Annotated in this window: 14 protein-coding genes; 6 read left to right on the top strand and 8 right to left on the bottom strand. The window is 72.0% G+C overall.

The genetic code is table 11. From position 1 onward, the window contains the following. Position 1 precedes the first annotated feature (1 nt). The gene (gene mug / locus QSK39_RS19330) at positions 2-565 is read left to right on the top strand and encodes a G/U mismatch-specific DNA glycosylase (protein WP_285479143.1); all 564 of its coding nucleotides are present in this window, start codon (positions 2-4) and stop codon (positions 563-565) included. Between the two features lie 391 nt (positions 566-956). Here the strand turns inward: mug and QSK39_RS19335 are convergent, their stop codons facing one another. Beyond that, positions 957-1,121: a hypothetical protein gene (locus QSK39_RS19335; RefSeq protein ID WP_285479144.1), complete on the bottom strand. Its 165-nt coding sequence runs from the start codon at positions 1,119-1,121 to the stop codon at positions 957-959. A gap of 96 nt (positions 1,122-1,217) precedes the next feature. Here QSK39_RS19335 and QSK39_RS19340 point away from each other — a divergent pair, with 96 nt between their 5' ends. Further along, the gene (locus QSK39_RS19340) at positions 1,218-1,865 is read left to right on the top strand and encodes a DUF4230 domain-containing protein (RefSeq protein WP_285479145.1); all 648 of its coding nucleotides are present in this window, start codon (positions 1,218-1,220) and stop codon (positions 1,863-1,865) included. On the opposite strand, the gene QSK39_RS19345 is transcribed toward QSK39_RS19340, so the two are convergent. The 3 genes from QSK39_RS19345 to QSK39_RS19355 all read right to left on the bottom strand — a co-directional run bounded on the left by QSK39_RS19345 (position 1,862) and on the right by QSK39_RS19355 (position 6,936). After that, positions 1,862-5,017 (bottom strand): family 78 glycoside hydrolase catalytic domain, encoded by a 3,156-nt coding sequence (locus QSK39_RS19345; protein ID WP_285479146.1) that lies wholly within the window; start codon positions 5,015-5,017, stop codon positions 1,862-1,864. The genes QSK39_RS19340 and QSK39_RS19345 overlap by 4 nt on opposite strands. A gap of 102 nt (positions 5,018-5,119) precedes the next feature. Continuing rightward, positions 5,120-5,470, bottom strand: a complete 351-nt coding sequence (locus QSK39_RS19350; RefSeq protein ID WP_285479147.1) for a UBP-type zinc finger domain-containing protein — start codon at positions 5,468-5,470, stop codon at positions 5,120-5,122. A gap of 170 nt (positions 5,471-5,640) precedes the next feature. Then, entirely contained in the window at positions 5,641-6,936 is a 1,296-nt protein-coding gene (locus tag QSK39_RS19355; protein ID WP_285479148.1) for an MFS transporter, read from the bottom strand. A 118-nt stretch (positions 6,937-7,054) separates the two neighbouring features. Between QSK39_RS19355 and QSK39_RS19360 the strand changes: the two genes are divergently transcribed. Next, on the top strand, positions 7,055-7,906 hold the full coding sequence (locus QSK39_RS19360; protein WP_285479149.1) for a PaaX family transcriptional regulator: 852 nt from the start codon (positions 7,055-7,057) through the stop codon (positions 7,904-7,906). Between the two features lie 42 nt (positions 7,907-7,948). Here QSK39_RS19360 and QSK39_RS19365 read toward each other — a convergent pair whose 3' ends face one another. After that, positions 7,949-9,577: a tannase/feruloyl esterase family alpha/beta hydrolase gene (locus QSK39_RS19365; RefSeq protein WP_285479150.1), complete on the bottom strand. Its 1,629-nt coding sequence runs from the start codon at positions 9,575-9,577 to the stop codon at positions 7,949-7,951. A gap of 10 nt (positions 9,578-9,587) precedes the next feature. Next, complete coding sequence (locus QSK39_RS19370; protein ID WP_285479151.1) at positions 9,588-10,982, bottom strand: MFS transporter; 1,395 nt, start codon at positions 10,980-10,982, stop codon at positions 9,588-9,590. Positions 10,983-11,127: 145 nt separating this feature from the next. Here QSK39_RS19370 and QSK39_RS19375 point away from each other — a divergent pair, with 145 nt between their 5' ends. Further along, on the top strand, positions 11,128-12,882 hold the full coding sequence (locus QSK39_RS19375; RefSeq protein ID WP_285479152.1) for a helix-turn-helix domain-containing protein: 1,755 nt from the start codon (positions 11,128-11,130) through the stop codon (positions 12,880-12,882). Between the two features lie 6 nt (positions 12,883-12,888). On the opposite strand, the gene QSK39_RS19380 is transcribed toward QSK39_RS19375, so the two are convergent. After that, complete coding sequence (locus tag QSK39_RS19380) at positions 12,889-14,544, bottom strand: long-chain fatty acid--CoA ligase (protein ID WP_285479153.1); 1,656 nt, start codon at positions 14,542-14,544, stop codon at positions 12,889-12,891. Positions 14,545-14,865: 321 nt separating this feature from the next. Here QSK39_RS19380 and QSK39_RS19385 point away from each other — a divergent pair, with 321 nt between their 5' ends. Then, positions 14,866-16,011: an MFS transporter gene (locus QSK39_RS19385; RefSeq protein WP_285479154.1), complete on the top strand. Its 1,146-nt coding sequence runs from the start codon at positions 14,866-14,868 to the stop codon at positions 16,009-16,011. A gap of 43 nt (positions 16,012-16,054) precedes the next feature. Here QSK39_RS19385 and QSK39_RS19390 read toward each other — a convergent pair whose 3' ends face one another. Beyond that, positions 16,055-18,886, bottom strand: coding sequence for a helix-turn-helix transcriptional regulator (locus tag QSK39_RS19390; protein WP_285479155.1), 2,832 nt, complete (start codon positions 18,884-18,886; stop codon positions 16,055-16,057). A gap of 1,104 nt (positions 18,887-19,990) precedes the next feature. On the opposite strand from QSK39_RS19390, the gene QSK39_RS19395 reads away from it, so the two are divergent. Further along, on the top strand, positions 19,991-20,932 hold the full coding sequence (locus QSK39_RS19395) for an ABC transporter substrate-binding protein (RefSeq protein ID WP_285479156.1): 942 nt from the start codon (positions 19,991-19,993) through the stop codon (positions 20,930-20,932). The last annotated feature ends 25 nt before the right edge of the window (positions 20,933-20,957 follow it).

Consider the following 20,957-nt stretch of genomic DNA (forward strand, 5'->3'; position numbering starts at 1 on the left):
GGTGACCGCGGTCCTGCCGGACGTGCTCGCCGAGGGGCTGCGCGTGGTGTTCGTCGGCATCAACCCCGGCCTCTCCTCGGCGGCGGCCGGGCACAGCTTCCACACGCCGGGCAACCGGTTCTGGCCCGCCCTGCACCGCGCCGGCTTCACCCCGAGGCAGCTGCGCGCGGAGGAGGAACGGCTCCTGCTGGGCTGGGGGCTGGGCATCACGAGCCTCGTCCGCCGCCCGACGGCCCGCGCCGCCCAGCTGACCCGCGCCGAGCTCGTCGCGGGCGGCGAGGACCTGGCCGGACGCGTCCGGGCGATCGGGCCGGAGTGGCTGGCGATGCTGGGCGTGACGGGCTACCGGACGGCGTTCGGAGCACCCCGGGCCCGCCTCGGCCCGCAGCCGGAGACGATCGGCGGCGCCCGCGTGTGGATCGTCCCCAACCCCAGCGGCCTCAACGCCCACTTCCCGCCCGCGGCGCTCGCGGTGGAGTTCGCCCGGATGCGCGCGGCGGCCGGAGTCCCCGACCGCTCGGGCCTCCTCGGCGACGGCCCGTTCCCGGAGACAGCACCCCGCTGACCTCGGCAGTCTCTTGTGGACGGATCCGGGCACCCGCGAAGCCCGGCGGGCGTGGAGGCCGCGGGGTCACCAGGCGGACGATGCGCGCCGGTTCGGGGTGGCAGGCCGCCGCTCCCCCACCGGCGGCGGGACCGGAGCGGCCGAGCCCGGCGCACCCGTCACCCGGCACCGCGGCCGAACGGAACTACAGCCGGCCGGGACGGTTCACCGGAATGCCAGGTTTTGCGCGTCACCCCAGCGGGCATTGCCGAAGTACGGGCCTGACCGGAACTCCCCCCTCGCGGTCGGGTCCGGGTTCCGGGTCCCACCGCGCTTTCCCCTCTGCGCGATGGTGCCGGAACTTCACGCCGGCCGTGGGTGCGCCGGGCCAGACCCCGCGCCCACGGCCCGGCTACGACACCGGGTGCCCGGCCGGAACTCCTTGGACGACAGCGGAAATCCCGGGACCGGCCGGTTCGCCGAGCTTCTCGCCCTTGCGGTAGCCGCCGAAGATCAGGCCGAGCACCAGGATGGCGAGGATGGCCAGCAGGACCCACAGCCACACGGACTTGCGCACGAAAGCATCCCCACTTCGTCGGATCCGACCACGTAGGCAGATCACGGTACCGCCGCCCCCGCTTGACCGCGCAGCGGAGTGGGTAACCTTCCCGCCATGGGCAAATGGGGCAGGCGGCTCGTCGCGATCGGTGTGGCAGTGGTGCTTTTGGCCGTGGTGGCGCTCGTCGCGTCGGCGGTTCACCTGTTACCCCAGCTGCGCAACCCGTTCGCCGAGAAGACCGAAGAGCGCTCCGGTCCGGTGCTGCTGCAGTCGATCGTCGAGCTGTCGCGCTACGAGGCGGCCAGCGGCTCGTTCCAGGTGGTCGTCGACATCAAGACCAGCTCGATCCTGCCCAGCTTCCTCGCGGGCAGTGACACGCTGTTCATCGGCGTCGGCACCGACAACGCCTACGTGGACTTCTCCAAGCTCAAGGGCGACGCGGTCCAGGTCTCCGACGACCGCCTGTCCGCCACGCTCACCCTGGCGCACGCCCAGCTCGAGCCGGCGACCCTGGACACGAAGGAGTCCTACGTCTACGCGCAGCAGCAGGGCCTGTTCACCCGGATCAACGACTTCCTCAGCGGGAACCCGAACTCGCAGCAGGCGCTCTACCAGCTCGCCCAGAAGCAGATCGAGGGCGCGGCCGCGAAGAGCACGCTGGTCGCCGACGCCGAGCGCAACACCAAGGCCATGCTGACCGGCCTGCTGCAGTCGCTCGGCTTCAAGAACGTCGTGGTGAACTACGCCGACAACGCCGGCTAGCCGCAGTAGCGCGCGGTGAACTTCGACATCCCGGAGGCGGCCTCGATCCGTTTCCCGGTCGGCAGGGTGACCGTGGCGGTCGTGTTGGCCGGCACGGTCACCGTCAGGTCGAACCGGCAGCCGGACTGCGTCCACTCCGACGCGACCACCCCGCGGACCGTGTCGATCGACGCCGCCACGTGCCCCAGCCCGGCGGGCACGCGGGGCGCGATCGCGATGGACGCGTACCCCGGCGACGCGGGCGTGATCCCGGCGAACTGCGTGTAGAACGCGGCGTTGATCCCGGCGAACATCGCGTGGTCGTGGGTTTCCATGCCGGACTCGTAGGTCCACTGCTCCCACGGCGTCGTCGCGCCGCGGCCGATCTCGTACCCGAAGCCCGGGTAGGTCCGCTGCCGGAGCACCGTGAGCGCGACGTCGATCCGGCCGGCCGCCGCGAGCGCTTCGGGCAGGTAGCGGGTGCCGAAGATCCCGGTGTCGAGGTGCCCGCCGTCCTTGGTCAGGATCGTGTCGGCGAGCTTCGCGCCCACCGCGGCGACCTTGTCCGGCGGCACCATGCCGAACGCCAGCGGCAGGATGCCGGTCGTCTGCCGGCCGTCGCCGTAGGTGGCGCCTACGAGGAAGTGCGCGTTGAACGCGGCGGCGATCGCCGTCGCCAGGTCCGTGAAGTGCGCCGCGTCGCCGGTGTTCCCCAGTGCCCGCGCGGCTTTCGCGACGTCTTCGGCCTGCCGGTACGACAGCGCGGTGTTGACCAGTGAGCGCTCGCTGAAGCACGCACCCGCGGACGGGTTTCCCTGTCCGCCGTCGGCGTTCGGGCTCCGGTCGGGCGGGCACCAGTCCCCGAAGCCGCGGTCCTCCGGCCAGATGAGGCCCGGGTAGGCGGCGGCGTTGGTGTCCACGAACGCCTTCATCGCCGGGTAGGCCGCGGCCAGCCGCGCAAGGTCGCCGTACTGCTCGTAGAGCGACCAGGCCAGGTCGACCGAGCCGCCGCCCATGTCCGGCAGCTGGGCGTTGCCGTCGTCGCTGGGCAGCGCGGTCCCGGGCGGGAGGTCGAGCAGGTACTTGCCGTAGAAGCCGTCCATGCCGAAGTCGAGGACGGACGCGTCGTGGTAGGCCTGCACGTCCATGCCCGGCGGCGTCCGCTCGTCGCGGACGGGGTTGTCGGTGGGCAGGCTCATCGAGTTGTTCAGGACCGCGCGCCGGTTGTTCGCCCAGATCGCGTTCAGCAGCGGGTCGGACGTCTCGACGTGCCCGGTGGCGGCGACGTCGGCGTGCACGACCCGGCCGGCGACGCTGGCGAGGTCCGGCGTCCCCGGGTAGCCGGTGAGCTCGAGGTAGCGGAAGCCGTGGTAGGTGAACCGGGGCTCGTAGACCTGGACCCCGCGCGCGGGGCCGAGCGTGTAGGAGTCGGCCGACGCGGCGTTGCGGTTGGTCGTGGTGTCGAGCATCCCGTCGGAGGTCAGCTCTTCCGCGGTCCGCATCCGCACGGTCGTGCCGGCCGGCCCGGCGACGCGCAGCCGCGCCCAGCCCGCGAAGTTCTCCCCGAAGTCGTAGACGTACACCCCCGGGCGCGGCTGCTTCACCGCGACGGGTGCCACGGTCCGGACCACCCGGATCGGCGGCGCGGTCGACCCGGTGAGCGAGGGCGCGGGGGCCGTCGCGGTCCGCACCGGGTGCCAGGCCGCGTCGTCGAAGCCCGGCCGGTCCCAGCCGTCCTGCCGGAGCCGGGCGTCGTAGCTTTCGCCCGCGTAGAGGTCGTTGGCCGTCACCGGGCCGTCCGACCAGCGCCAGGAGTCGTCGGTGGTGATCGTGCGGCGGGTCCCGTCGGCGAAGGTGACGACCAGGGCCACGATGCCCTGCTTGGGTCCGGTCCAGCGGAACCCGTACTGGCTGAAGCGCGGCCCGTACCCGTTGCCCAGCCACAGTCCCGCGGCGTTCGGTCCGATGTGGACCTGGTTCGTCACGTCGAAGGAGTCGTAGAGCGTGCGCCGGTCGTACGGCGTGCTCCCCGGGGCCAGCACCTGGTCGCCGACCTTGGCGCCGTTGAGATGCAGCTCGTAGAAGCCGAGTCCGTACACGTACGCGCGGGCGCTCGCGACGGGCTTGTCCAGGACGAACTCGTGGCGCAGCAGCGGCGCGTCCGGCGACTGGGCGAGCAGGAGCGGATCGCCCTGGGGTTCGAGCTGCCCGTCGGCGATCGTGGCCCCGGGGAACCGGGCGTCCGGGGTGGCCGAGAAGTCGTCGGAGAACAGCGGCGTGCCGTCGAGACCGTGCACGGCCAGGTTGTCGTAGGCGGCGGCTTCGGCCGTGCCCTGGCTGACCGAGGTCCGGAACCCGATGGTGCCGGCGCGCACCGCGCCGACCGTGCGGGAGTCCACCTCGGTCCCGTCGATCAGCGTGACGACGGTGCTCCCCCGTGCTTCGATCCGGAGGTGGTGCAGTGCGCCGGCGTTCTGCGGGGTGAGCACCGCACTCAGGTCGGTCTCCCCGAGGAGCGCGAACGAGCCGTGGCTCTTCTCGTGCGGCCGCAGCAGCACCTTGCCCGGCGTGGTGGCGGCGTTGACCTGCCACATCAGGAAGTCGTCGGGACCGGCGGCCCGGAAGACCACGGTCGCGGCCGCGGCCTTGATGGTGAAGTCGATGTCCAGGGCGAAGTCCTGCCAGGCGTAAGCGCCGCCGGTGTCCGGCGTGATCCACTCGGCGCCGCCCCAGTCGGCCGGCCGCGCGGGCCCGCTCTCCCACCACGCCGTCTCGCCCCTGGCCGGGGCGCCGCCGCGGGCACCCCACACTTCGACGGTCCAGTAGGTCCGCTTCCCGACGCCGGCGGCGGGGCCGCGGTAAGGCACCGCGACGGAGTCCGCGCTCGCGATCCGGCCGCTGTCCCAGACGTCGGCCCGGTCCTCGGCCAGGAGCCGGGGACTGCTCGCGACGAGGATCCGGTACGCCGTCTGCCGTTCGCCCGGCCGGGTGGAACGCAGCTTCCAGCTCAACGCCGGGGAGCCGCTCGCGGCCAGGGGGTTGACGACGTTGTCGGCCCGCAGGTCGAAGGCCTGCAGCGCCGGCTCGGCCGCGCTTCCCGACGGCGTAGCGAACGACGTCACCAGCAACGCGGACAGGAAAGCGAGCACGACTCGTACGCGGCATCCGGACATGAACGCTCCGCTCACCCGACTTGAAACGTTTCAGGCGAGGATAGCAGCGGAGCCGCGCGTCACCCAGGATGTCCACGAGACAGAAAGGGGCTCAGCGGCCGGTCACCGGTGCAGGCGCTGGGTCCAGTCCTCGGGCACCCGCTCGGCCGGCCCCGGCGCGGTCTGGGTCAGCGGGCGGTGCCCCGGCCCCGCGAGCTCCGGGCCGGATTCGTACATCGCCTGCTCGTCGTAGTCCCAGAACCACTCTTCGCCGGGCTCGAAGCTGCGCACGATCCGGTGCCCCGCGGCCGCGGCGTGGGCGCTCGCGTGCTGGCCGGGCGAGGAGTCGCAGCACCCGATGTGCCCGCACTCGGCGCAGCGCCGGAGGTGGAACCACCAGCCCTGCGGGTCGGCGGTATCGCAGTCCGCGCAGCCCGTGCCGCTGGGTGGCACGGAGGGATCTACGCCTTGCATGCGAACTCCTCTGCTCGGAGGCGGCGGGCTGTGCCGCGGAACAAGCCCGACTTTACTGATCCGGCCAAAAGCAGGCCGGCCCCCGAGCGGGAAGCGCCCGTTGCCACGAAGCCATCCGGCCGTGACTGTGGTCGGATCAGTAAACAACGGCACTGTAATCCGAACTGTCATCAGGCGCTCGCGGCCACCACCCCGGCCGGATCCGCCAGGTCGACGTCGCGGCTTTCGCGCAGGACGAGCACGCACAGCACCGTGACGAGGCAGCAGGCCGCGATCACCGCGGAGATCACCCCCGTGCCCGCGCCGGCGACGGCCGCGAAGACCACCGGGCCGATCCCCGCGCCGAGCCCGGCGATCTGGTAGCCGAGCGACGCGCCGGTGTAGCGGGTGCGGGTGGCGAACAGCTCCGTGTACAGCGCGGCCAGCGGCCCGTACATCGCCGGGTGCGCGACCGACTGGCCCAGCACGACCGCCAGCGTGAGCAGCCCGGCCGAGCGGCTGTCGATCAGCGGGAAGAGCACGAACCCGACGACGGCGGTGGCCAGCGCCCCGGCGATGACGACGGGACGGCGCCCGACCCGGTCGGACAGCGCCGAGTAGCCGATGATGCCGGCCACCGCGCCGATCGAGGACACCGTGATCGCGTTGAGCACGGTCTGGCGCGTGAAGCCCGCGTGGACGGCGTAGGACAGGACGTACGTGGTGAGCGTGCCCTGCGCGACGAAGGCACCGAACCCCACGCCGATCGCCAGGAGCAGGTTCTTCGGGTGGCGGCGCAGCACCTCCAGCAGCGGCGCCCCGGCGGACCGCTCGGCCGTGGCGAACACCGGGGTCTCGTCGACCTTCAGCCGGATGAACAGGCCGATGGCCAGCAGCACGACGCTGAGCAGGAACGGCACGCGCCAGCCCCACGAGAGGAACTGCGCGTCGGTGGTCACCGCACCCATCAGCGTGAGCAGCAGCGTCGAGACGACCATCCCGCTGGGTGCCCCGGCGTTGGTGAAGCTCGCCCAGAGCCCGCGGCGGCTGGTCGCGTGCTCGGCCGACATCAGCACCGCGCCGCCCCACTCACCGCCGACGGCGACGCCCTGCAGGACGCGCAGCACGATCAGCAGCACCGGCGCCCACACGCCGATCTGCGCGTACGTGGGCAGGACGCCGATCAGCGTGCTCGCGATGCCCATCATCGACATCGTGATCACGAGCATCCGCTTGCGCCCCAGCAGATCGCCGAAGTGCCCGAAGATGATCCCGCCGATCGGCCGCGCCAGGTAGCCGGTGGTGAAGGTGCCGAGGCTGGCGATCGTGCCGAGCACCGGGTCGAGGTTCGAGAAGAAGACCTTGTTGAAGACCACCGCCGACGCGGTGGCGTAGAGGAGGAAGTCGTAGTACTCGATCACGCTGCCGAAGTAGCTGGAGAGCACCGCGCGGCGCAGCTGCGCCCGCGAGCGGAGGTTTTCTGCCATCGCATCCTGCCTCGTCGCCGACCCACGTGACCCACGTCACGCCGCGACGAACGTTAAGCACTTTGGTGACCACCGTCAAGACACTGCCCAACATCAGGAAGGGGCTTATGCTCGCGGCGTGAGCGATCTGGCCGTCACCGCCGCCGAAGGCATCGGCGCCGACACCCCGCGACCGCAGACGCTGCTGCTCACGTTCTTCGCCTGCCACGTCCTGGACCGCGGGATCCACGTCGCCACCGCGAGCGTGCTCGACGTGCTGGACCGCGTCGGCGTCTCCGAGCACGCCACCCGGTCCACGCTGAGCCGCATGGCCCGGCGCGGGCTGCTGCACCGGGTGCGCCGCGGCCGGCACGTCTACGTCGGTCTCACCGAACGGTCGCGGGCGATCCTGCACGACGGCGAGCGGCGCATCTGGCGGGCCGGCGCGGTCAACCGGCAGTGGGACGGCACCTGGACGCTGCTGGGCTTTTCGATGCCGGAGTCGTGGCAGCGCCAGCGCCACGCGCTGCGGTCGAGGCTGCTGTGGGCCGGCTTCGGCAGCCTGCAGGGCGGCCTGTGGATCGCCCCCGGCGAGGTCGACCCGGTCCCCCTGCTCGACGGCCTCGGCGCCGACGGCCACGTCAAGGTGTTCCAGGGCCGCGCGCTGCCGCCCACCGAGGTCGCCGGGATCGTCCGGGAGGCCTGGGACACCGACGGGCTGGCCGAGCGCTACCGGGCGTTCCTGGGCCGCTGGCAGGACCCCGCGGCCCAGGCACCGGACAGCCTCGCCCGCCACCTGCTCCTGGAGTCCGACTGGCTGCAGACCATCCGCACCGACCCCCGGCTGCCCCGGGAGCACCTGCCGGCGGACTGGCCCGCCGAGCCCGCCCAGGAGCTGTTCTACGCGTTCAGCAAGCAGTTGCGGCCCGCGGCCCGCGCCATCGCGGCCGACATCCTCGACTCGATCACCGACGAACAGGCCGACGCCTGAGCCGGGGAGCGAGTGGCTCGCTCCCCGGCTCAGGACGGGGTTTCAGTGCGTACAGGTGAAACTCGAAGCCAGCGCCGGATCACCGCCGCGGTACCGAGGCCAGTCCGGATAGGCGCAGAGCGGCCGGGTGCGGGCATGGGCCGTGTCCGTCACGACCGGGTTCGCCGGCGGCTGCCCGCGATCGACCCAGCGCTCCAGTGCCGACAGCGAATCCCAGCTCGCGGCGACCGCCGGGGTGCCGAAGTTGGCGTGGTTCGCCCCGGGCACGACGTAGTACTTCAGGAACGCGTCGGTCGCCCGCGGTCCTACCGTGGCGCGCACCCGCTCGTAGTAGTCACTGGTCGAGTACGGCGAAACCAGCTCGTCCGCGGCTCCGTGGAGCAGGATCAGCTTGCCGCCGGCCCGGGCGAACGGGCCCAGGTCCGCGTTGTTCCGGTCCTCTATTGTGGACAGTGCACTGATCCGGCCCAGCCACTTCCCGGGGTGCCGGGGATCGATGTCGAGCGAATTCTGCTGCGGGTTCCGGGTCAGGAAGTACTTGACCCACTGGTCCCAGTACTGCATGCCGTAGCCGCTCGTGACCGGCATCGGGTTCGCCGGTGCCGTGGTGCCGAACCCGAGGAACGGCGTCCGCATGTCCGCCCCCGACAGGAACGGGAAGCCCGGGTACTGCGTTTCGCCGCTGGCGACCCGGTACGGCCACCGGAACGGCGAGGACATGGCGGTCACCGACCCGATCTGCAGATCCGACAGGCACGCCGGACCCGTGTCGGTGCCGCCCGGGCAGCGGAGCGAGCGAGGATCGAAGTGGCACGCTCCCGGGTTCGAGACGATGTTGTCCCGGAGGCCGTCCAGCCCGTCGCAGGCGGCGATGACACTGGTGTACAGCAACGTCTGCTTGTCGACGCCGGGGAACGCGCCGGGACGCGACATGATCCGGGTCAGGTACCCCAGGTCGAGGATCTCGGCGAGGTTGTTCCAAGCGGGAAAGGCCGAAATCACGCCGTCGAACGCGGTCGGCCACCGCTGGGCGACGTTGAGCGCCTCGCGGCCGCCCGTCGACCCGCCGGAGAAGAACACCTCGGTGGGCGTCGCCGCGTAAGCGCGCCGGATGAGGAACCGGCTCGCGTCGAGGGTCTTCTTCAGCGCGTCGCCCGCGGCGAAGTTCGTCAACGCCTCGTCGTTCGCGCCGAACGACCCGTCGAGTGACGGCGGGGACGCCGGGTTCTGCTGGTGGCCGGAGTCGCTCGCGAACGTCGCGTACCCCCGGGCCAGCGGCACCGGCTGGTCCACCGGACCGAACGGCACGTTCGACGCCGGGTCGGGAATCGTGCCGTTGTAGCCGCCGCCACCGAACATCAGCGCCCGGTGGTTCCACTCGGACGGCAGATCGAGGCGCATCTTGATGGCGGGCGCGGCCGGGTCGACGGGAAAGAGGTCGGCGTCGACCTGGCAGAACCGGATCGTCTTGCCGCTGACGACGGCGGTCGTGGCCGCAGCCGCTGTGACGCGGCCGCCGGTCGTCGGCAGGCTCATCACCGACGCCGGGATCTTCAGTCCCGCCAACGCGCCGCACTCGGGAACCTTCGTGGTCGCGGAAGCCGGTCCGGCCACCGCCGTCGTCACCAGGAGCATCATCACCGGCACCGCGAGCCGGCGGGTCGTCTGCATCACTGCGTCCTCATTTCCCGGCGTAGAGGTGCGCGCCGGGGATGGCCTGCGGGTCGTCCCGGACGTCGGCGGGGTTGGTCTCCGGCAGGAACCACGCGCTGGCGAAGGTGATCAGCCCCATCAGCGTGATGTAGCCGGCGACGGCCGTGGTGCCGCCGGTGTTCGCGATGAGCGCGGTCATCAGGAACGGCGTGCCGCCGCTGACGATGATCGCCGAGAGCTGGTAGGCCAGCGAGGCGCCCGAGTAGCGGACGCGCGGCGCGAAGAGCTCGCCGAGGAAGCTCGCGATCGGGCCGTAGGTCATGGTCTGGAACACGAACCCCACGGTCACCGCGACGAAGATCAGCGGCAGCGACGCGGTGCCGACGAGCCCGAAGTACGGGAAGCCCCACGCCGCGACGCCCAGCCCGCCGATCAGGATCAGCGGCCGGCGGCCCAGCTTGTCCGAGAGGTGCCCGGACCACGGGATGACCACCAGCATCGCCACCGAAGCGAGCAGCACGACCGTGAGCAGGGAGTCGCGCTTGAGCCCGAGAGAACCGGTGCCGTAGCTCAAGAGGCCGGAGATGCTGACGTAGAACAGGCTGTTGGTGGCGGACAGGAGCCCGCAGCCGAGCAGGATGGTGCCCCACCGGCTGCGCAGGACCTGGGCCAGCGGAGCGCGGACCACCGCCTCGCCGGGCTTCGCCGTTTCCCGTTGCAGCTCGCGGAACTCCGGCGTGTCCTCGACTTTGGCCTGGATGTAGAGGACCACCGAGAACATCACGACGCTGAGCAAGAACGGGATGCGCCAGCCCCAGCTGAGGAACGCGGCGTCCGGCATCAGGGCGCTGGCGCCGACGAAGATCAGGTTCGAGAGGATGACGGCGACCGGAACGCTGGTCTGGCCGAAGGTTCCGGCGAAGCCGCGCCGCTTGGGGCCGGCGGACTCGGTGAGCAGGAGCACGATGCCGCCCCACTGCCCGCCGGTGGCGAGTCCCTGCACGAAGCGCAGGATGACCAGCAACGTCGGGGCCAGCGCGCCGACGCTCGCCGCGGTGGGCAGGCAGCCGATCAGGAAGGTCGCGGCCCCCATGACCGCCAGGCAGGCGACGACGACCGGCTTGCGCCCGTACTTGTCCCCGAGGTGCCCGGCGAGCACCCCGCCGACCGGCCGCGCGACGAAGCCCGCCCAGAACGTGCTGAAGGCCAAGAGGGTTCCGGTCAGCGCCGAGGCGTGCGGGAAGAACACCTTCGGGAACACCAGGGCGGCCGCGGTGCCGTAGAGGAAGAAGTCGTACCACTCGATCGAGCTGCCGACGAGCCCCGCGGCCAGCAGCTTGCGGAAGGCCCGGGGCCGAGCCGCGGCCGAGCCGGCGTCGACTTGGCCGGACTGTCCTTCGGGTTGGGTGAGGGGAGTTGCCATGGATGCCGCCTTCGTCGTTGAGCGCAGCCCGGTGATGGCGGTCATGTTAGGGCGCCGTTACGCTGAGGGTTGAGGTGTGGACCACCCACTCCTGCCGCCGGATCGGTGGCGCATTCGTCCACCGCAGCCGAGGGGGGATGGCACTGTGGCCAGCGGATCCGGTTCGGCGGAGACGCGACGGCAGCGGGAGCTGGCGTCGTTGTACGCGACCGTCAAGTCGCTCACCGCGCTCGGCGAGCTCGACGAGGTCCTGCAGTCGATCGTCCACCACGCCCACGACCTGATCGGCACGGACTTCACCTACCTCTCCCTCGTCGGCGAGGACGGCAGGCTGTCGGCCCGGGCCGCGGAGGGCACGGTCTCCCCCACCTTCCTCGCGGCGGCCATCCCGGTTGGGGTGGGCCTGGGCGGCAAGGTGCTGGCCTCCCGGAGCCCGCACTGGGTGCGCGACTACGCCGCCGCGGCCGCGATCGAGCACGACCCGGACTTCGATCGCCTGGTCACCACCGAGAAACTCGTGGCGCTGCTCGGTGTTCCCCTGGTCATCCGGGGCGAAGCGGTGGGTGCCCTGTTCGCCGCGGACCGTTCCGAGCGCTCGTTCCAGGCCGACGAGATCGCGCTGCTGAACGCGTTCGCCGACCACGCCGCGGTGGCCCTCGACAACGCCCGCCTCTACGAAGCGAGCCGGACCGCCCTGCAGGAACTCCAGGTGGCGTACCGGAAGAGCGAACGGGCGCAAGCGATCCACGAAGCCTTGACCGGCGCCGTGCTGGGCGGCGGGACGCCGGGCGACGTCGCGCAGCTCCTCGCCGACCAGCTCGCCGGCAGCGTCACGCTCCTCGACCACACCGGGACCGCCGTCGCCCGCCGGGATTCGGCGTCGAGTCCGGAACCGGGCCCGTCGGAGGCTTCTCTGGCCGGTGCCGTCGAAGACGCCCGGCGCTCGGGCCGCTGCACGGTCTCGATCGGCGCCGGCGGTGCCGCCCTCAGCGTCGCCGCGATCCAGGCGGGCGACAGCTACCTCGGCGCGCTGGCGTGGCACCGCCCGCCCGCCGGCGGCCACGACGTCCCGGACGCGATGGACCTGCGCACCCTCGAGCGGGCCACGCACATCCTCGGGCTGCTCATCCTCAAGGAGCGGGCCGTCGCCGACGCCGGCGAGCGGCTGAGCGGCGAGCTCCTGACCGAGCTCATGCTCGGCGGTGCCGGGATCAGCACGGCGCAGCGGGCCCGCACCCGCGCCCGCAACATCGACGTCGACGGCCTCGACCTGGTCCTCGTCGCGGACTCCCCCACGGTGGCGCCGACCGATCTTTCCCGGCACCTGCACGGCATCGCGCGCGAGCGCGCCGGGCTGGCGGGCGAGCACCTGGGCCGGGCCACGCTGCTCCTGCCCGGCGGGGACGACGAGCAGACCGTCGAAGAAGTCCACAGTGGACTGCGCCGCACGCTGGGCGGCCCGCTCGTCGTCGTCGGGGAACGGGCGGTCGACCACGACTGGTCCCGCGCCTTCTCCCTCGCCCGGCGCTGCGGCGCGGTGGTGCGGGCGCTCGGGCACACCGACCTGGGCACCACCACGCGCCGCTACGCCTTGTACGCCATGGTCTTCGACCCCGAACGGGCCGGCGAGCTCGACCGCTTCCTCGCCGGCTCCATCGGTGCGCTCCTCGACCACGACCAGCGGCGGGGCACCGGGCTCGTCGAGACCCTCGGCGCCTACTACGTCCACCACGCCAACGTCGCGGCGACGGCCCGGGCGCTGCACCTGCACGTCAACACCCTGCTCAAGCGGCTGGACCGGGCCGGCACCGTCCTCGGCGTCGACTGGCGCCGCGAGAACGACCTGGAACTGCGGCTCGGGCTCCGGCTGCACCAGCTCCGGGCGAGCACCCCGTCGTGAGGTGCCTCAGGCGATCCGCGCCGAGTCCCGCAGGGCGATCTTCGAGAGCTTGCCGGTGCCCGTCTTGGGCAGCGTCGCCAGGAAGACGAACTCGTCGGGCAGCCACCACTTGGCGACCAGCGGCGTGATGTGCCGCAGGAGCTCCTCGGCTGTGGCGGTGCCGCCTTCGCGCAGGGCGACGTACGCGACGGGGCGTTCCATCCACTTCGGGTCCGGGCGGGCGATCACGGCGACTTCGACGACGTCGGGGTGCGAAGCGATGGCGCCTTCGAGCTCGACCGACGAGATCCACTCACCGCCGGACTTGATCAGGTCCTTCATCCGGTCCACCAGCCGCAGGTAGCCCTGGGCGTCGAGGGTGGCCAGGTCGCCGGTGCGCAGCCAGCCGTCGCCGGTGAAGCTGCCGGCGGCGTCCACCCGGTAGTAGCCGCCCGCCACCCAGGGTCCGGCCACCTGCAGCTCGCCGACCGCCTCGCCGTCGCTCGGCAGCTCGTCGCCGGTCTCGACGTCGACGATCCGCACGTTCACCAGCGGCAGCGGCTGGCCCTGCGCGGCCCGCACGGCCAGCTGCTCGGCCGCGCTCGCGTCCCGGTGCTGGGTGCGCGTGCCCCCGATGACTCCGACCGGGCTCACCTCCGTCATCCCCCAGGAATGGGTGATGGGGACGCCGATCGCGGCGCGGTAGGTCTCCGACAGCGCCGGGGGTACGGCGGAGCCGCCGCCGAGCAGGAACCGCGTGGCACTCAGGTCGTGCTCCGGCAGGTGCGGCGCCAGGCTCGTCCAGACGGTGGGCACGGCCCCGGCCACGGTCACCCGTTCGGCCGCCATCAGCCGCAGCAGGTGCGCCGGTTCCGAGGACGCACCGGGAAGGACCAGGGAAGCGCCCGCCATCATCGCGCCGTAGGGCAGCCCCCAGGCGTTGGCGTGGAACATGGGCACGATCGGCAGCACCACGTCGCTCTCGCCGATGCCGATGAGGCCGGCGGCGAGCGTGCCCAGGCAGTGCAGGACCGTCGAGCGGTGGCTGTAGAGCACGCCCTTCGGCGGCCCGGTCGTCCCGGAGGTGTAGCAGAGCCCGGAGGCCAGGTGCTCGTCCGCGAGCGTGAACGCGTCCTCGAACGAGCCCGCGAACGGCTCGGCCGCGGCGAGCAGGTCGTCGTAGTGCGAGATGCGGGGGTCCGCCGGGATCTCGGTTCCGGTGCCGTCGGGCAGCACCACCCAGTGCCGCACCAGCGGCAGCCGCCCGACGCTCGGCCAGATGCGCGGGAGCAGCCCGCGATCGACGAACACGACGTCGTCCTCGGCGTGGTTCACGATGTACTCGAGGTGCTCCGCCGAGAGCCGGATGTTGATGGAGTGCAGCACCCGCTTCGTGGCCGGCACCCCGAGGTACAGCTCCAGGTGGCGCCGGCTGTTGCTCGCGAAGGTGGCGACCCGGGCGCCCACCGGGACGCCGAGGGCGTCGAGCGCGGTGGCGAGGCGCCGGGTGTGGCCGGCGACCTCGGCGTAGGTGAGCCGCTCGGCTCCGGCCGTCACGACCGGCTTGTGCGCGAAGAGCCGCTCCGCGCGGTCGAGGATGTGGGCGATCGTGAGCGGCCGCGGCTGCATCAGCCCGTCGATGGCGCCGCCGCCGGCTCCGGGGACGCGCGCTTGTTCAGGCATGAGGGTGCTCTTTCGGTCGGCGGGCCCGGGCCCGGCTCTCGGGGCGGGTGTCACTCTAAGTGCGCTTTCCGGCGGAAGAGAGGTCAGAATCTTCCACTGATCGGCCTGCCCCGGCGGTGGTTGATCACACCCCGGCCGGCCCGGACCCCATCCGGCCGTGCCGATGCACGCCCATTCGCCGGACCGTCAAAACTCTTCACAACCGTTGTCCGGCAACAAACTTTCGTACATCCGTCAGGTGACGGATGTCTGCATCCCGCGCGTCACGAAACATTGCTCTACGGAGTCCGACGCTCCGGACCTCGACACCGAGGAGGAGCGATGTTCCGTGCTACCACCGTCTCCACCGCCGTGATCTTCGTCCTCGCCATCAACCTGCGGCCCGCCGTGACCAGCCTGGGAGCCGCCCTGCCGGACATCTCCGTCGCCAGTGCCCTCATCGCCGCGGTCCTCGTCGCGCTGCCCCTGTGGGCGATCGGCCTGGGTGGCTGGGCCACGCCGTGGCTGTGCGGCCGGGTGGGAACGCACCGGACCGTCACCTTCGCCCTTCTCGGACTGGTGCTGTCACTGGCCGGCCGGGTCCTCGGGGGCCCGATCCCGCTCCTGGCCGGGACGGCGCTCGCGTGCCTGTCCATCGCCGTGCTCGGCACCATGCTGCCCCTGCTGGCCAACGGGTCCGCCGCCTTCACCCTCGGGCTCGGGCTCGGCAGCACGGCCGGGGCACTGGTCACCCCGGCGGTCGTGATGTCGTCGTCGTGGCGGATCGCCCTCGGCCTGTGGGCGGTCGTGGCCCTGCTGGCCCAGCAGGTGTGGCGGCGCACCCCCGGCGAGTTCGTCTCGCCGCGGACCGCGTCGGGCTGGGTGCCCGCCTGGGCCTTGACCATCCACTTCGGACTCATCTCGACGGTGACGTTCCTGGTCATGGGCTGGCTCCCCGGCATCCTGCGCGACGCGGGGGTGTCCCCGGCGACCGCGGGCGCGTGCCTCGCGGTGTCGATGGCCATGGGGCTGCCCATGATGTGGCTGGTCCCGGGCTGGACGCGCCGGTGGAACAACCAGACCCTGCTCGTCATCGCCCTGGCCGCGCCCAACGCCATCGGGGTGACCGGCCTGCTCCTCGCCCCGGCGGCCGCCCCCTGGGTGTGGGCCGCGGCGACCGGCCTGGGCATGGGCTCGCTCGCGTTCGTCCTGACGACGATCTCGTTGCGCAGCAAGGGCAGCTCACTGGCCCTGTCCGCCGGGGTCCAGGGCGTCGGTTACGTCATCGCCGGGTTCGGCGTGCTGGCCTGCGGCTGGCTGCACACCTACACCAGCGCCTGGCGGACACCGCTGATGCTGGTGCTGGGGATCCTGCTCGGCCAGGTCATCAGCGGGCACCTGTCGGTGACCCGCCGGACTTCGAAGCTGCCGGTCCCGGGCCCGCTCGTCGTGCTGCCCCCGCGGAACGCTCCGGAGGTCGGTGTCTGACCCCGCCGTGCACAGTCCACTTCGGACACCCGCCGGCCCGCACTCAGCCCGGGGAGGACTGGTTGCGGGCGGCTTCCCGGGCGATGTCGATGCGCGAGTTCACGCCGAGCTTGGTGAGGACGTGCGAGACGTGCGTGCCGACCGTGCGCGGGGACAGGTAGAGCCGGGCCGCGATCTGCGGGTTCGACAGGCCTTCGACGACGAGTGCGGCGATCTTGGCCTCGGTCGGGGTCAGGCTCTCCCAGCCGTGCGTGCTCTGGCGGTGCTTCACCGTCGGGCCGCTCCGGATGCCGTAGGTCCGGAACAGGGCGCGCAACCTCGCCACGTCCCATTGCGCGTCCAGCCCCGAGTAGATGTCGACGGCGTGGGTGAAGGCGGCCCGGGCCGAACCGCGGTCTTCGGACTCGTCGTTCGCGAGCGCGACCGCGGCGGCTTCCAGGGCCTTGGCCCGGAAGAGCGGCCGGCCCGCGTCGTGGTAACCGTCGGCGGCACGCAGCAGCGTCGCCGCGTCCCGCTCGAGCAGACCGCGGCAGTACAGGGCCAGCGCGCGGTGGTGCGGAACGGTGGAGTCGGCGGCGATCGCGCTCGCCCGGGCCTCGATCTCCCCCGCCGTCCCCACGTCGCCGATCGACGCGGCCAGCCGGGCGGCGTCCGCCAGCAGGTCCTCGCCCGCGTCTTCGCCGTCGAGCACACCGGTCAGCAAGGTGAGCGCCTGTTCCGGCGCGCCGGCGTGTTCGAAGGCGAGGCAGCGGGCCCGCACCAGGGGTTCCACGACCCGGTCGCCGATGCGTTCCGCGTAGGGCGCGGCGACCTCGAGGTGCCGGCGCGCCGCGTCCGTGTCGCCGCGGTGGAAGTGGATGATCGCGGCGACCCCGTGGTCGCAGCACACCACGCTCGGGTCCTTGCGCTCGTCCGGGACGACGTCCACCTCGGCCAGCGCGTCGTCCCACCGGCCGGCACCCAGCAGCAACTGCCCGAGCGCGCTCTGGACCTGGGTCAGCCGGACGGCGCTGCCGGTGCGGTCGGCCAGTTCCCGCGCCCGCCCGGCGGCGGCGAGCGCGTCGGCGTAGCGGTCGAGCGCGCCGTAGGTGACCGACTGGTTGATGCGCAGCAGCAGCGTGAGGTCGATCAGCTCGGGGTCGCCGCGCACGATCACCATCGCCCGCTCGAACAGCGGCAGCGCACCGGTCCACTCGCCCCGCATCATCGCGACCAGGCTCAGCACGTGCAGCGCCCACCCGGTCGCCCAGCGGTCTTCGACCGGGCCGAGCTCCACGAGCGCCGCGGTGGCGACCCGGCCGGCGGAGTCGACCTCGCCGAGGTCGCGGTGCGTGCGTGCGATGAGCACCAGCAACCTGGCCCGGTGCCGGGCTTCCAGCCCCGGCTGGGTCAGTGCGTCGTTCAGCTCGGCGAGGGACTCGGCGGAGCGGCCGGTCATCCCGCGGCACTGGACGACCGTCGTGTGCAGGTCGACGACCACGTCGGGATCGCGGACGCGGTCGAGGGCGCGGCAGGCGATCCGCTCGGCCTGCGCGACGTTGCCCACCCGGAAGTAGGCGTCGGCCAGCCGGCAGGCCAGCGCACCGGTCACGGCGTCGTCGAGCGGCGCGTCCCGCACCGCCCGTCTCAGGAGCGCGACGGCGGCCACGGGTGACTGGCCGATCAACGGCGTGGCCACGTCGAGCAGCCACCGCACCGCCCACGCCGGCACCGGCACCCGACTGTCCGTTGTGGACACCATGGGCAGCAGCTGCCGCGCGACGCGCTCGACCGGCGCGCTCGATTCGGCCAGCGCCCACGCGGCGGCCTGGTGCCAGGCGATCCGGACCGCCGTCGGCATCTCGTCGTACAGCGCCCGGCGGATCAACGCGTGCCGGAAGGCCAGGTCGTCACCGGCCGCCACCAGCACCCCGGCGGCGCGCGCCTCGTCGAGGGCGGGCAGCAGGCCGGCGAGCGAGCTGTTGGTGACGGTCACCAGGTCCGCGACCGAGAAGCCGTCCCCGAGCAGCGCCGCCGCCCGCAGCACGGTCCGCGCCGCCTCGGACAGGAACCCCAGCCGGTCCGCGATCGCCTCCGGCAGGGAGTCCGGCGTGGCCGTGCCGGTCAGCTCCGCGACGCCGGCGGTGTCGACTTCCAGGCACGAGCTCCTGGTCAGGGCGTCGAGCAGTTCGGTGAGGTACAAGGGGTTTCCGGCCGCGCCGGCGGCGAGTTCCTCCAGCCGGACGCCCGGCTTGCCGCCGGTCCGCGCGGCCACCAGCTCGAGCACCGCCGGTTCTCCCAGCCGGCCCACCCGCAGCCGCTCGGCCTGCGGGACGACCCGGAAGAGCGACCGCAGGTCGTCGCGGCGCGGCACCGGCCGCAGCACACCCACCAGCAGCAGCGGGAGCCGCCGGACCGACCGCGCGATCCGGCTCCACACCGCGACCGTCGTGCGATCGGCCCACTGCAGCTCGTCGACGACCAGCATGACCGGCCCGGCCTGGCAGAGCTCGTCCACCAGCGCGATCAGCTGCTCGGCCGCCGCGGCGGCGAGATCGGCCCCCTTGTTCGCGACCGCCGCGCCCCCGAGCAGCTCGGAAATGGTGTCACGACGGGGATCCCGCGTCACCGGCGCGATCTGCAGGGCGTCCAGGAGCGGGAGCAGCGGCAGGGCCTGCCCGAGTTCGTCGCCGGCTCCCCAGAACACCTGGCAGCCCGCATCCGCGGCGGCCACGCACGCGGCTCGCACCAACGCCGACTTGCCGATGCCCGGCTCCCCGTCCACCAGCACGGCCCGGCCGCGGCCCGCTTCCGCTTCATGGATCCAGGCGACCAGCCGGGACAGCTCGTCGTCCCGACCGACCAGCAGCTCGATACCGTCCGTGAGCGGTCGCACACCGGGGATACTAGAAGGAAAAACCTTACCCAACAAGAGGTATGGGGATGCCGCTCGGATGAACAGCCGTTTTCCGCCGTTCCCCTCCGTAAACATCAATTTCGGGAATAATCTCGATTCGTGATCCCAGCGTGATTTCCCCACCGGGTTTTGCCGGGTCACCGGACGCGCGGGGCGCCCAGCTCCGCGCGAATCCGCCCGCCCCGCCGGCCATTCGCGCGTCAGGGCCACCATCCGGACAGAAGAGGGAACAACGGCGTCGCACCCGAAGAAACAGTGCCCATCGAGGGCGGAGACCTCCGCGACCGCGGTCGAAGACGATTCCTCCGACCGCGCCTGTCCCGGGTCCGCGGCAGAGTTCGTTCGAAGATTTCGACAGGCACGCGATGATCGTCCCGGCGGGCTTCGCGCGGGCTTCCCCCGCGAATACGCGCGAGGCGGCGATGGTACGTGCCGACCGAGGTGACGACGACAACCGGTGGATTTCGACACCGTGAATTCGCCGGGTTCGCCGTCGCCCGGAGCGCGACCGCTGATCCATTGTCTTTTACCGCGACCGGCGCTCCCGCGGCCACGTTTTCCGCAGTCTTTCCGGCGGCGGCCGGGTCCGACCGAGCCCGAACGGCAGTCACCGGCTGCTGCACGCGGTCCAGCCGGCGATGCCCCCGGCCGGGCCGCGCCGGCGTGCCCGGCGAACCGCCCGCCCGCCCCGCTGGGCCGCACCGGCGCCCGTCCCCGATCGGAGCAGCCGCACCCGAAACCGCGATCCCGGCGCCGATCCGTCCGGGAATCGGTGGCGGAAAACCCTTTCCACCACGGCTATCCGTAGCGCCTTCCGGCACCCGCCGACCGCCCAAGATCTTCGATCAAGTATTCGTGCCGCCATTCTGGTGAAATCCCGGGCGCGAGCTACATCACGCATTGTCAAGCGATGTCGCGCTGCCTACAGTGGCCTGCTTGACAGACCGGGAAATGAATCACGGATCTTCCCGGGATTCGGTAGAGCCAACCGTCATCTCCTTCGAGGAGCAGGACTTGTTTGGAATCACCACGGGCCGTGGCGGGGTTCACGCACGTCACGCCGCGCTCGCCGTCGCAGCACTCATGCTCACCACCGGTTGCGGCGCACTCGGTTCGACCGGCTCGGGCGGCTCGTCCAGCGGCAGCGGCCTGGAAAAGACGACACTCAAGGTCTCGATCCTGCCCACCACGGACCTCGCGCCGTTCTGGCTGGCTCAGGACAACGGCTACTTCAAGGCCGAAGGCCTCAGCGTCGACTCCGTCATCGCCGCCAGCGGGCAGGCCTCGTTGACGAAGTCGATCTCCGGCGAAGCCGACATCGCGTTCTCGACCTACCCGCCGTTCTTCACCGCGAAGAGCACCGGCGCCGCCGACATGCAGCTGGTCGCCGACGCGACCTCGGTCAACCCCAAGTCCAACGCGATCGTCACCGTGCCGAATTCGCCGGTGAAGACCATCTTCGACCTGGCCGACAAGAAGATCGCCATCACGGCCAAGAACACCGCGTCGGACCTCCTGACGCGTTCGGTGATGCAAGATCACGGCGTGAGTTTCAGCAAGGTGAAATGGGTGCTGATCCCGCTGCCGAACATCGCCGCGGCGTTGCAGCAGGGCGAGGCGGATGCCGCGTACCTGCCGGAGCCCTACATCACCCAGGCCGCCAAGACGGCCGGCGCGATCCCCGTGATCGACATCAACTCCGGCGCGACCCAGGACTTCCCGCTGACCGGCTACGGCGCGACGAGGAAGTGGGTGCGGGACAACCCGAAGACCCTGGCCGCGTTCCAGCGCGCGATGCAGCGCGCCACGCACGACGCCCTCAACGACCGCGCCAAGGTCGAGCCGCTGCTGGTGCGGTTCGCCAAGATCGACGAGGACACCGCCAAGCTGCTCACCCTGCCGGGCTACGGCTCGACGTTGGACTCGCGGCGCCTGCAACGCGTGCCGGACCTGCTGCTGCAGCTCGGCGCCATCCCGAGGGCGATCGACGTCAACTCGATGATCGGGCCGCAAGCCGGACGATGACCCGGCGCCGGTACCCGGGCGGGAC

The organism is Amycolatopsis sp. NBRC 101858 (genome assembly GCF_030269325.1).
GTDB classification, from domain to species: Bacteria; Actinomycetota; Actinomycetes; order Mycobacteriales; family Pseudonocardiaceae; genus Amycolatopsis; species Amycolatopsis ponsaeliensis.